Below are 12,869 nucleotides of genomic sequence, written 5' to 3' on the forward strand. Positions count from 1 at the left end.
TTTCAGGTAGCGAGATCGATATATTGCAGAATCAATCCCTTGGAGAGTAATGTCCAGCCGTCAAGCACCACAAAAAGAATGAGCTTAATAGGTACGGATATGGTTATGGGACTCATCATCATCATGCCCAATGAGAGCAAAATACTGGAAATCAGCAAGTCCACCACCACAAACGGCAGATACAGATAAAAGCCGATTTTGAAGGCATTTTTGATTTCACTTAACGCGTAGGCCGGCAGCAAAGCCAGCATTGAAGGCGTTGTTTCCTCATCTTCATAGGAGGGGTCGTCTCTGCCCTGCCGGGACTGCGCTTTTTCAAAAAATTGCGCCAGGTCGGGATCGGCATATTTCTGCAAATAGGCTTTATAGCCGCTCATGCCGTTTTCGACAAAGTCGACCACCGTCTCCACGCTGTTGAACTGGACTTTTTCTTCAGTAAAAGCGTTATAAGCATCCCGCGCCACCGGGGACATCACAAACATGGCCAATATCAGCGCCACCCCGTTTAAGGTCATATTCGAAGGCACCTGTTGCAGCCCCAAGGCATTACGCACGATGACGAATACAATGGAAAACTTAACGTAACAGGTACCGGCGGCAATCAAAAACGGCAATAATGATAAAAACGCCAGTGAGGCAATTATCCCGATTTCATTAGGCATGGGGATCATCCGGGTAAAGTTGCATTATTTCGACCCCCAGGCGATCGTCCAATTGCACTAATTCGCCCCGCGCCAGCAAATGGCCGTTGCTTCGCAGCTCGATCCTGTGCTCGCACGCCGGGTCTAACTCCAGAATTTTGCCGGCAAACAGCGCGTTGACCTCGCCTATCGACAGGAAGCGCCGCTGCAAAATAAACTCCACATTCAGCGGCAGCTCGGTCAGTACGCCGGGCAAGGCCGTGTTATCCAATGAGGGCGCAGGGTCACTCTCCGTCAAAGGATATTCTTCATACATTCCATCTTGGCTTTCATCGATCATTATCATGTCCTCTCGTTGGCAAAAATGTCCTATCCGCCGTCCCTGGCATTTCACATAGCGCGAAAGCGCGGCAATCAATACCACATCGCCAACCGCCACATCGCGCGCTATTGCCACCGGCAGCCGGCTGGCGCCAAGAATAAATTCCACCGCCAGCGGCAGGTCCTGCAGGCCGTGGGAGGATGGATCCGGCAGCCTGATCCTGCTGCGATCCAGCGCCGTCACCCAGACCGGGCATTCCCGGGCGCTGAGCCGGGGCAATGGCAGGTCGCGGCCCTGGCTAGACGCAGCAGGCTCCCACGCCTGTATATGTCGGTAGTCCAGCGCGCCGTCGGCAAATGTCAGCGGCCGGGGCATGGCGTTAAACAACGCCATGATTTGCCGGTCGTCGCAGGCGGCGACAGCCATGGCGGCCAGCGCCGGCGCGGTCTGCGCCAGCCATTCACGGGGATCCAGCAGCGCCCGCCACTCGCCATCGTCGGCGATGACCATCATCAGTGGTCCCGCCGCCGGAGGTAATGCCAGAGCGACAGCGACGCCGCCCGCCCGCCATCCCGCCAGAGCCGGGTGCCAGGACGCCTGCGCCTTTGGCAGCTTGCGCAGCGAAAGTGTACTCACTCGTCCTCCTCCTGCTCCGGATCCTGGTTCGGCTGTTGCCCGTGTTGCTCATCCCGCACGGGCAACAGCTGGTAATTTTCCGGCATAGGATGAGTAGCCATTTGCTTAATCACTTCCTGACTCGACGGCAATAGCGTGATGTTCTGACCGGCCGATACCTGTACGTGATGATGGCCCGGCACCGAACTGAAGGCATAGGTCAGGGTGCGGTCGGTGTTGGCAGCCTGGTTTGGCTGAGGCATCGTTGCCTCGTGGCCGTGGTTCGCCGGCCGATCCACGGCCGGCTGGCCGGCCCTAACCTCGGCGGCATGATTATTCGCCGGGATTGTCGCGCCCGCGGCCGCGCTTGATAGCAAATCGGCTAACAGGCGCGCATCGGCGGCTTCGCCCAAGGTGCCATCGGTCGGTGCAAGGTTGCCTGCGACGTGCGCGTCAGGCGCAATTATTTTATTCCCGTCCGCTAACACCGCCGGCGTGTGTGCAGCCAGGGCGCGCGTCCCCTTTCCGGGCTGAGCGCTGTTATTCACATCGCCCGCAGGCGCGGCGCCAGGTTCTTCCACCTGGCCTGGCAGTAATTCGCTGCCGCCGGCGATGAGGTTTGATGGCGCCGAACCCAGATTCCGCTGCGCCAGAAACGCAGAGACGTGGGCCGGGCGGGCACTGGCCGCGCCGGCATTCGCCCCCTCGGCATGGGCTTGATCAGACACCAGGGCCGAATGCATGCCCATCATTGTTTCCACCGCCGATAATGCGCCCAGGCTGGAAAAGACACCGTCTTCGCGCGCTATCATCTGCGCGATGAAGGCGCCGGCGGGGTGCTGGTGCTCAGTTGGCGAGAATGGTTTCTTAAGACGCTGGCGCTCATTCACATCGCTTTGCCGCTGGCGGGCAATATCCTTGATATCCTGCACGAATTTGACCGGGTAATTATGCCCGCGGCCGAAGTTAGTTACGGCGACCATGTAATAATCTCCTGCGTTTCATTTTCATCCTGACGTAAGCCGGCAAGCCTGAGCGCTTTTTTCTGCTTTTCGGCCCATGTCAGGTACTTTTCATGTTTACGCTGCCAATGCTGCTTTTCCGCCTTGAGGTCGGAGAGCTGCCGCGTGAATTCCTCGCGCTTATGCAGCAATGTGTGTTCCTGTGCTTCCAGCTCTTTAATTTTTTGCCGGAATACCGCGATACGGTGCTGACACAAAAAAATCCGAGCTTTGTCCAGCCTGCCGCTGGGGCGCTCCTGCTCAATCAATTGCCGCAAGCCGCTTTTTTGTTGGCCCAGCGCATCGGCTTGCGCCTCGTTCTCCCGCAATTGGCGCTCGGCGGCGATGCGCCGCATATCACAGCGCCGCAGGCCGGCGTCGCAGCGGCCGATGAGGACTTTGATATTACGCAACGACGGCATGCATCATCCGCAGCGTGGTGGCGAAGTCGGTGCTTTCCTGCGTGGACTGACGCAGCAAGGCCATGAGTGCCTGCTGCTTATTCATGGCGCGATCGTTTTCAGCGTTCTCGCCGGGGCGGTACTCGCCCATATCCAGGAATATCTGTAATTCCTCAAGCCGGGCCATCAGGCGGCGCACTTCGCCCGCCAGGGATTGGTGCTGCCCATCGGTCACCTGGCCGGCGACCCGGCTGATGCTGCGCAATATATCGATGGCGGGATAATGATTTTGCGCCGCCAGCTTGCGGCTCAGGTAAAAATGTCCGTCCAGAATGGAGCGTATTTCGTCGGCAATCGGGTCCGGCTCGTCGTCGCTTTCCAGCAAGATGGTATAAAACGCGGTAATACTGCCGTGACGGGTGTTCCCGGGCCGCTCGAGAATACGCGGCATGGCGTCGAACACCGAGGCCGGGTAGCCGCGTCTGGCCGGGGGTTCTCCCGAGGCCAGCGCCACATCCCGCAACGCGCGCGCATAGCGGGTAATGGAATCTAAAAACAGCACCACTTTTTTCCCACGATCGCGGAAATACTCCGCCACCGTGGTGGCCACCCTGGCCGCATTACAGCGATCCAGGGAGGAGAAATCCGAGGTGGCGTACACCAGCACGCATTTATCCTGCCGGCCTGAGCGGCGCAGGGATTCGGTGAATTCCGTCACTTCCCGCCCGCGTTCGCCTATCAGTCCGATAACAAATACATCCGCCTCGGACCGGTCGATCAGCATATGCATCAACACCGTCTTGCCGCATCCCGCCGAGGCGAATATGCCGACCCGCTGCCCGGTGCCGCAGGTCAGCAGGCCGTCGATGGCGCGGATCCCGGAAATAAAGGGCGTGTCGATAACGGCGCGATCCAGATACGGGGGCGCGTCGATATCGATGGGGCGGATTTCCGGCTGCGGGCCGGGCGCCGGGGAATGCAGCCGTTCGACCACATTCCCCATGGGATCAATGACCGTGCCCAGCAGGTCCATGCCGACGGTAATGCCCAACTGGGCGCCGGTGGGATGCAAAACCACATCCCGGCATAAACCACGGCCATGGCCTATCAGGCTCAGCACCGTGCGATTGCCCTGAAAGCCCAGTACCTGGGCGCGAGCGACAATCTCCGCCGTGCGCCAGTCGCGGCGCACTTCGCACATCTCGCCCACCGCGACGCCCGGCAGCTCCGCCTCGATAATCGGCCCCGCTAAACGCAGAGGCTGGGCCTGGCGCCGCAGCAGCCTCATCCGGGCGGTCATTAATGCATAACCTCGATGATACGTTCCAGACGCTCAAAATAACCTTCCAACGCCTTGCTAAAGTTTTCCGCGCTTTGCAGAGAGTCCGGATGTAATAATGCTTTAAATTCCAGATAGCCTTCATTCTGGGCGAACTGAAACTGCTGGCTGCGGATAAACGCTTCGCCTTCCATATGTTCCTTCAATAAGGAATATCCGCATTTTTGCAAGGCCGCCTCATCGTATTCGGCAATGCGCGACCAAAACCAGATATCCTCATCCTGGCTGCTGATGTAGATACTTGGCAAATCATGAAAATCGAGCGCAATAGTTGAATGGCTATCAAAATTAGCCAACAGTTTGGGATCACAACCATTTCCCAATAAGGCTTCGCGCACTAAAGCGGCAATATCAACATACATGTATTATACTCCAGGTTAATTAGATACTTTTAATAACATTAACATTTACAGCTTCAGTTAATTCCCCAAAAGACATGACCTCGAGATCGCGAAAACGCGACTCGATGAGTTTTTTGACGAAGCGTCTGATATCCACCGAGGTTAATAAAACCATATCTTTTTGAGCAATCAATATGCTTTCTAAACCTACGGTAAACAAATCCATTAATTCATCCGAGACCGACGGGTCCAGGTGTAAAAATGCCCCGGACGACGTATTTCTGATACCGCCGCGGATCGTTTCCTCCACCTCCGCCGACAGAATAATTACTCTTAGCTCATTATTAATAGCGAATTTATGGCATATATAACGCGCCAGCGCGCCCCTGACATGCTCCACCAGGGTAATGACGTCTTTCTCCCTGGGCGCCCACAGCGCCAGCGACTCCATGATCAATTTCATATTGCGGGTAGATATGCGCTCCATTAATAAGCGCTGCAACACCTCGGCAATACGTTGCACCGTGGCATGGCGCAGCACCTCCTTCAATAAGTCCGGATATTTATTCTCCATCAGGTCCAGCATATGTTTGGTTTCCTGTACGCCGAGGAACTCGCTGACGTGATGGGACATCAATACCGCAAAGCAGTGGTATACCTCATCCACGGCGGGACGCAGCTGGAAGCCCAGCTGCAGCAGGGTTTCCCTGGCCTCGCGCGCCACCCAGATACAATCTTTGTCGACGCGCATGTCGATATCGAGATGTTGAATCTCATCGGAGGCATTGACCACGCGCAGCATATCGAAATGAATGGTGAAGGCGTCGGCGCGAATTTCGTTGATCAAGACCATGACGGTGGATTCATCGACATTTTCGGCGGCGCGCAGAATCGGTTCCGGCAGTTTTACGCCGAAATCGACAAAAAACTGGCTGCGCAGGCGTTCGCACAGCCGCTCCTGTTGCAATAAGGCAAAATTGGCGCGCGATACCACCAGTATCAGCGCCACGGTCTCGGCGGCCACCTTGTCAAGATCGTCGATAATGTTCAGCCGGGTGTCCATGCCGCTCTCGCCTTGCGCATCCTGGTGAGGGAGTGTTCCGGCACGGCCATCCACGTCGGCCGCCTGCGCCCTGCGCTGCCTGCGATGGCGGAAATAGAACACGGCCGCCAGCGCGCCGGCCAGCAGGATAAACACCGGCAAGGGGAACCCCGGCAGCAGGCCGATCGATAGGGCCAGGAACGCGGTAATCACCAGTGCAAACGGGTTGCCCATGATTTGTTCCATGATCGTGCGGCCCATGTTGTCGCCGTCGCCGTTGACGCGCGTAACGATAAGCCCGGCGCTGATGGAAATAAGCAAGGCGGGGATCTGGCCGACCAGCCCGTCGCCAATGGTCAGCATGGTGTAGGTATCCAGCGCCGTGGACATATCCATCTGATGCTGGCTTATGCCTACGGCCATGCCGCCGATAAGATTGACGAACGTCACCAGGATGCTGGCGATGGCGTCGCCCTTGATAAATTTCATGGCGCCGTCGAACGAGCCGTACAGCTGGCTTTCCCGCTCCAGCACGCTGCGCCGTTCGCGCGCGCCGTCCGCGTCGATCGTGCCGGCCTTCAGATCGGCGTCGATGCTCATCTGCTTGCCGGGCATGCCGTCAAGTGAGAAACGGGCCGCGACCTCCGCCACGCGTTCCGACCCCTTGGTGATGACAATAAACTGCACTACCGTGACGATGGCGAAGATGACAAAGCCCACCACCAGGTTATCGCCGATAACAAACTGGCCGAAGGAGGCGATGATGTCACCGGCGTCGGCGTCGGTCAGGATCAGACGGGCGGTGCTGATGGTCAAGGCCAGCCGGAACAACGTGGTGATCAGCAGCACGGAGGGAAAAGTGGAAAAGCTCAGGATGCGATCAATGTAAAACGCGCCCATGAACACCAGCACGGCGATAACGATATTCAGCCCGATAAGAAAATCCAATAAGTATGTCGGCAAAGGAATAATCAACATACTGATGATCATGATCACCAGCGCCAGGATAAGCAGCTCCGGGCGGGAATGCATATTATGCAGAAATTTTGTCAACACGTCGTTATCCCATGCAAAGACGATGAACTTTCACCGTCATTTTCGATTTAATCTGTTTTCAATGACTTCGCGCTTATACGCCAGGCCGGCAAGATATTCGAACTCAATAAACATACGCTGCGCAGATTCATTGCAGACAAATAATTCATGTGGCAATAATTTACATGCACGAAACAGAGGCTGCAAAATAGCGGAGCGTTCGTCATGGCGGCGCAATAAAAACGTTTCCCCAATTAAATAATGAAGATGATCATCTATATCTTCAGGGAACTGCAATAGCGAGAATAAAAATATCAGCCAATCCGTTTCACTTTTATTTAAACCATTAATCACTTTATTTGATAATAGCTGTTTCATAAACAGATCATCCCCGGAGCGTATCAACCTGAGCTGGCCCAATTTACCGATAAAATCGCCGTATACCGATGCCGAGCTGGGCGTTACCGCATACACATCGGCCATCAGGGCGGCCTCGATAAACGCCAGTATCACGTTGCGATACTGGTGTCCATAACAGGCGATCCAGTCCTGGTACTCCTCCAGCGCCCGGCGTTCCTGTTGTAAAAACAGCCGGTAGCTTCCCCGCAACATCGCCGGATTCAGTTCCAGATGGGCCTGCCCGAATAACCTGGCCTTGAGCGCACAGTTAATGCCGGCGTTGACAAGCCGGGGGTCGGCCTGCGCCTCCACCTCGTCCAGCAGTTGCGCAAGTTCTTTTCCCACCGTTTCGTTCAACTTACGGCGCCGCAGCAGTTCGCGCAGCACCACCACCAAATCACTATCATCAGGAAACAGGGAGCGGGCAAAAAGCAAAAACGCATTCTTCTGGAACAGATTGCCGCTGTTAAGCATACGCAGCAGCTGATCCACCTTGGGGATGGCATCGTTTTCCAGGATACGGGCGAAATTCATCTCCGTATCCCGCGCGTATTTCTCGTACTGCCGCCTGCTGGCGAATTGGGCCGCCGCCGACGACGCGCTTTTGCCGGATTGTTCCGCCAGTTTGACCAGGCTGGCGGCGCTGCGTTTTACCTTAACCTTGGTGGCGACATCCTGCCCGGGCTGCCGGCCGGGCAACCTGGCGTCAGGCAGGCTGAACGCGCCGGCGTTGCCGATGCCGCCGGTGGCGTTTACCGCCATTTCTGGCTATCCAGCAGGTTGCGCGACCAGTCCGGCAAGGGGGCGGATCGGCGGCCGGCAATCAGGCTGTCCGCCACGTTGCTGGCGTCGGATTGCAGGGGCTCGGTGATTTCCCGCGGCTCTATGAGGAAAATACGCACCATATTGGACTGGGTATTCTGCTTATAGTTAAACAGGCCGCCGATAAGGGGGATGCTGCCCAACCCCGGGATCCTGCCCTCACGCCCGGAGATTTCATCACGGGTATAACCGCCGATCAGCAGGCTTTTTCCCTGGGGCACCCGGGCCACGGTGCTGATATTGGTGCGCCCGACCTTGGGAAGAATATTGCCGGCGGATACCGTGGTCTCATTGAGTTCGTTGCCGTCCTCGATATTGAGCACCATTTCAATTTGCCCGTCGGCGGTAAAGCGCGGCAGGACGTTCACCATGGTGCCGTAAGTAACATGCTGCAGCTCGACGTTACGCTCGCCGATAAGCTGGGTATAAAAAGTGCGGTTATTGTCAAAGATCGCCGGGATATTTTCCTGGGTCAGCACCACCGGACGCGAGACGATATTGGCGCGGTTTTTCTGCGACAGCGCCTGGATGGAGGCGACAAAACGCGCGCCGTCGAGGGTGGAATAGGAACCGCCGTTAAAGGACACGCCTAACTGGTTGCCGATATTCACGCTCCCCTGCCAATTGACGCCAAGCTGATCCAGATCGTCCCGTTGTATGTCGACAATCCATAAGGAGAGCTCGACATGCCGCTTTGTCGTATCCAGCGCCGCCACCAGATTGGTGATCAGCTGCACCTGTTTGGCGGTACCCTTGACCAGCAGGCTGTTGGTATTGGGATTGGCAATCACGTTGATCGGACTGGCGGCGGATTCGACGCGCAGCGCTTCCGCCAGGCTCGACCGGGGCTGGTAGACCGTGGTCCCGGCACCCAGCGCCTCAAGATTGAACTCGGGCATTTTCGGCGCCGGCATGGCGTCCGGCATCAGCGAGTGCACCGCCGTGCCGGCCGTTTTCGTGCCGCCCTTCAGCAGTTCGTTAATCACCGTGGCCACGCCGGGGATGGTAATTTTTTCTCCGCGCTGCTCATAGACCCGATCGGTGACGAAGGTATTGCTGAGATGGATAACCGCCGTTTTCTCATCACCGGATCCGATGCCGGTGGCGGACTGCTCGTCCATATTTTTGGCGGTATTCATCACCAGATCGACATAGAACGGCGGCCCGGAAATATAAAACGTGCCGCTGCTGTCATCGCCGCGCAGCGGATAGCGGCTGTCGAGCAGCTTGGATTTGCGCAGGAAGTTGTCCAGCGCCGTAAAGGACGTATTATTCAGCGACATCATCGAATTACGCATTTCACTGGCGTCGTAAACGTAAATCGCCTGGCCGTCGTGATACCAAATCAGGCCCAGCTGCTGGGAAATTTTCTCCAGCAGATCCTGGGGATTGCTGAAGTCAAACTCGCCGCTGATTTGCTTGCGCGCCGCCAGCTTGCTGACAATGACCGGCTTGCCCAGACGCGACGACAGCGCGTCGAAAAACATTTTTAAGCCGTCTTTATTGGCGACATAACCTTCGGCGGCGATAGCTCCCCCGGTGAGTGGATTGGCCTGCGCCAGCAGGGGAACCATTCCGCCGATCAGGCACCAACATATCAGGCTTTGCTGTATAAATTTTTGCGCTTTCATTTTTCCAGTTTCTTGTTGATGATGTTCCACAATCCCCGGGGGGAAACGCCAAAAGCATCCCTGATATCATTGGATAAATGGGATGAGGACGCGTAACCGTACCGCATCGCCACCTCCGTCAGGCTTTGCCCCTCTTCGACCACATCGAGCAAGGCCCTGGCGATACGCCAGCCGCGCAGCTCGTTTTTAGCTGAATTGCCCAAGGCATTACGGCATAACCGCCGGAAATGCGAATAGGACAAACCATAACGCGCGCCCAGCTCATGTATTTTGCCGTGGCTGACCGATTCATTTAATAAAAAGCGGATGAGCCAATACCATTCCGTCCGGCGCAGAAAAGATGCCAGCATGCCCATTTCGGTGGGCAGCAGGTTGCTTTGCGTCAACAGCCAGCGCTCGACATCGCCGCAGTTGGCAATAAGCGGATCGCTGTTAAGTTTAATGCTGTCCCAAGGCTGCAAGGGATCGTATTTCAATGACACCCGGCGTGATTCATCAATAAATACCTGCAATTTCACCAGCGCAAATAAAGGCAGCTCCTGCTGGATGGGCGCACCGGAAATAATTTCCAGGTTGATTTTATTCATGACCAGAATACCGTGCCAATCCTGCGACAGATTCAGGGTGGAGGATTCCTGGCCCGACTGGAAATGGATGCGGCACGCCTGATTATGGGTTTGCATCAGCCAGCATGTGGGTTCGGTTATATCCTGTTTATAATTTTCCGCGAGCGGCCTGTGGGGCAATATGATATTCTCTTTGTTCATTATTAACCCCATGCGTTTTTGATTAACCTTGATACTCATGATAATGCCTTTGTGTCTTCCATAAATCATGATGGGAATCTGATTCATCGAGTTAAATTTAATGATGTATAAAACCGCCCAGAGCGAAAGTCGTTAAACAAAACATTAATAATCAGGACTAATATACATTTGCATATATTGATTAATCACATATTCAGGATGCAGCCGGTCGCGCCATCACCGGCGCGTTGCTCGTATCCAGGCGTTTATAGTGTTCCCAAACGCGTTGGGCATAACGCATGCGCAGGTGTTTGCGGCCCGCGGCGGTTCCCGCGTTATAAGCACCCACCGCTTCCCAGGAATAACCGTAGCGCTTCATCATGTCCGCGAGCACCGAGGCGCCCACCATTACCGAGACGCAGCTATCTTCATACAGCCGTTGCTCATCAATGCCCAACGTCCTCAGCCGGGGCAAATGGAGGCTGTTGATCTGCATCAGGCCGATATCGCGGGTGCCGTTGGCGTTTTTGCCCGTGGCGCGCGGGTTCATATTCGATTCCGTCAGCGCAATGGCCTGCAGCAGCCTGGATTCGATGGAAAAATGACGTTCCGCCTGCGACCAGCAGTCCGCCGACACGGCGGTGGCGCTTAACAGCAAACCGAGCGCGATGAAATATTTACCTGCGGGCATGGTGCTCAACACTCCGGGACTTCGGCTCGCAGGGGTTTAACCCGGGGGTCGTTGCGCCATAACATCAGGCAGGGCGAGGAGGTGCTGGAAAGCTGGTCATACCATTTTTTTGCCGCCCGGTATCCCTGGCACTGGAGGATAACCGGCAGCAGCGCCGACGGCATCATATGCGTGGCCCGCCGCATCAACGTGGCGACCTGCTCGCCGTTGACCGCCGCCGACTGCGAGAACATGCGTGTATAAAGCGCGTTCAGGTAGACAATGCCGTCCTGTTCGCTGCCGTTCATCAGATGGGGGATCAGCTCCGCGGCCCGGCCGGGTTGCCCCTCGCTGCACAGGATGACCGCCCGCATGCTGAGCAGCACCGGATGAGCGCGCTCCTCCGGTGATTGGCCCCCGGCGATATCCAGCGCCGCCTGCGCATTACCGTCGCAATATTCCAGCCACATCATCAATACCTGAACAGCCATCATCTCGGGCAGCATTTTCCGGGCCTGGCGCGCGAAATACAGCGCTCTGCCGGTGTCGCCGACAATAAGCAGATGCCATGCATAATAATAATTAACCGAAGGATTATCCCCGGACATCGCCAGCGCTTGTTTAAACCGTTCGGCCGCCTCGCTGAAAGCGCGATTCAATCCCTGCAGCACCCCGCTTAACGCCAGCGCCTCGGGGTGATCCGCCGTGCGCGCCAGTACGCCGTCGATCAGCGCGCCGCATTCGCGCAACGCATGATCAAAATCCATCATGCCCATTTGCCCGAGGGCGAAATAACATTCCGCCAGATGGTATTGCAGGTCGATATCATCCGGGGCCTGCCGGCGCCCCTGTTGCAGCAGGTCCAGGGCCTTGCCCAGGCTTTCCGGCGTGTAGGCCAGGAAGGCGTCGCGCCCCGCACGGTGAACGGCCCGCGCATCAAGCGTGGACGAAGGCGTGTTTAGGGTTTGACCGTCCTCGCGCAGACAGGGAATATGCTTCAACAGCAGCGGCTTGATACGGCGGTTTATGCACGCCACCGTCAGCCGGCTGTCAAGGTTTATCGCCTCCCGGTGCAGCACCAGATGATCCTGCGCGCGCATCAGTTCAACACGCATCAGCGGCCCGCTTGTCTGGCTCAGCTGGTAGCCGGTCAGGTAATAATCCGGCTTGATCTTTTCCATCAATTCCAGGGTCGTTTGCAGTGATGTGCAGCCAAGCGTCAGCGACGAAGGCAGAACGTGCAGCCCGGCCGCCGCGTAGCCGGTCATTTCCTGCACTATTGCATCATGCAGTTCCAGTGTATCCAGATGCGCGTCCAGGTGAAATGGCAGCACCGCAAAAATGCAGCTGGCCGTGGTCATGCGTTCACGGGGCGTGACGCGGGTAACAGGCAGGGTAAAACGGTAGCCTTTACCATAAACGGTATCGATAAACCGGTTATGCTTGCCTTCCTGCAAAATACGGCGCAGGACATAGATACACCGCGTCAGGGATTCTTCACCGACATTGCCGCCGGACCAGACTTCATTGATCAGCCGGTCCTTGCTGACCACCTCGCCGGCGGATTCCAGCAGCAGGATAAGCACCCCCAGCTCTTTTGGCGACACGCTGATTTTCCGATCTTTATGAAACAGAACGCGGGTAGAGTGAAGGATAAAATCACCAAAGCTGTACTGGACTTTAAAATGGTTCACCACCTCTTTCCTGATCCCTTTGATCGGCAGAGGCGTCGGTGGAATATTCATGGCACGCGGTCGATTAAATACATTACTCATATTTTCTTCCTACCCGAGAATGACGACGGATTAAAATGGCGGTTCGCCCCTGGATAAGCCTAGGGCATGACCTGTGCACATTTCATCAA

General features: G+C 56.2%; 12 protein-coding genes. All 12 read right to left on the bottom strand.

Annotation, left to right across the window (positions count from 1 at the left end; translation table 11 throughout):
• Positions 1-2: 2 nt before the first annotated feature.
• Positions 3-662, bottom strand: a complete 660-nt coding sequence (locus ACL2XF_RS17165; protein ID WP_410012230.1) for an EscR/YscR/HrcR family type III secretion system export apparatus protein — start codon at positions 660-662, stop codon at positions 3-5.
• The gene (gene sctQ / locus ACL2XF_RS17170) at positions 655-1,599 is read right to left on the bottom strand and encodes a type III secretion system cytoplasmic ring protein SctQ (RefSeq protein ID WP_413727224.1); all 945 of its coding nucleotides are present in this window, start codon (positions 1,597-1,599) and stop codon (positions 655-657) included. Before sctQ ends, ACL2XF_RS17165 begins: the two co-directional genes overlap by 8 nt.
• Positions 1,596-2,561, bottom strand: a complete 966-nt coding sequence (locus ACL2XF_RS17175; RefSeq protein WP_413727225.1) for a hypothetical protein — start codon at positions 2,559-2,561, stop codon at positions 1,596-1,598. The genes sctQ and ACL2XF_RS17175 overlap by 4 nt, the downstream gene beginning before the upstream one ends.
• Complete coding sequence (locus ACL2XF_RS17180) at positions 2,549-3,001, bottom strand: hypothetical protein (RefSeq protein WP_410012233.1); 453 nt, start codon at positions 2,999-3,001, stop codon at positions 2,549-2,551. Before ACL2XF_RS17180 ends, ACL2XF_RS17175 begins: the two co-directional genes overlap by 13 nt.
• Positions 2,985-4,280, bottom strand: a complete 1,296-nt coding sequence (gene sctN, locus ACL2XF_RS17185) for a type III secretion system ATPase SctN (protein ID WP_410012234.1) — start codon at positions 4,278-4,280, stop codon at positions 2,985-2,987. The genes ACL2XF_RS17180 and sctN overlap by 17 nt, the downstream gene beginning before the upstream one ends.
• Positions 4,280-4,681 carry an SPI-1 type III secretion system chaperone SpaK gene (gene spaK / locus ACL2XF_RS17190; protein ID WP_410012235.1) on the bottom strand — a complete coding sequence of 134 codons (402 nt, stop codon included), beginning with the start codon at positions 4,679-4,681 and terminating at the stop codon, positions 4,280-4,282. The genes sctN and spaK overlap by 1 nt, the downstream gene beginning before the upstream one ends.
• Before the next feature lie 19 nt (positions 4,682-4,700).
• Positions 4,701-6,734, bottom strand: coding sequence for an EscV/YscV/HrcV family type III secretion system export apparatus protein (locus ACL2XF_RS17195; RefSeq protein ID WP_413728825.1), 2,034 nt, complete (start codon positions 6,732-6,734; stop codon positions 4,701-4,703).
• A 60-nt stretch (positions 6,735-6,794) separates the two neighbouring features.
• Entirely contained in the window at positions 6,795-7,898 is a 1,104-nt protein-coding gene (sctW, locus tag ACL2XF_RS17200; RefSeq protein ID WP_413722041.1) for a type III secretion system gatekeeper subunit SctW, read from the bottom strand.
• A complete protein-coding gene (sctC, locus tag ACL2XF_RS17205) occupies positions 7,889-9,589 on the bottom strand; it encodes a type III secretion system outer membrane ring subunit SctC (protein ID WP_410012237.1) in 1,701 nt (566 codons plus the stop codon). Before sctC ends, sctW begins: the two co-directional genes overlap by 10 nt.
• Positions 9,586-10,395, bottom strand: coding sequence for a helix-turn-helix domain-containing protein (locus tag ACL2XF_RS17210; RefSeq protein ID WP_410012238.1), 810 nt, complete (start codon positions 10,393-10,395; stop codon positions 9,586-9,588). Before ACL2XF_RS17210 ends, sctC begins: the two co-directional genes overlap by 4 nt.
• Positions 10,396-10,549: 154 nt before the next feature.
• Positions 10,550-11,026 (bottom strand): type III secretion system invasion protein IagB, encoded by a 477-nt coding sequence (iagB, locus tag ACL2XF_RS17215; RefSeq protein WP_410012239.1) that lies wholly within the window; start codon positions 11,024-11,026, stop codon positions 10,550-10,552.
• A gap of 5 nt (positions 11,027-11,031) precedes the next feature.
• Entirely contained in the window at positions 11,032-12,780 is a 1,749-nt protein-coding gene (locus tag ACL2XF_RS17220) for a winged helix-turn-helix domain-containing protein (RefSeq protein WP_413727226.1), read from the bottom strand.
• Positions 12,781-12,869: the final 89 nt, after the last annotated feature.

The organism is Sodalis sp. RH19, from assembly GCF_047324215.1.
Lineage (GTDB): Bacteria > Pseudomonadota > Gammaproteobacteria > Enterobacterales > Enterobacteriaceae > Acerihabitans.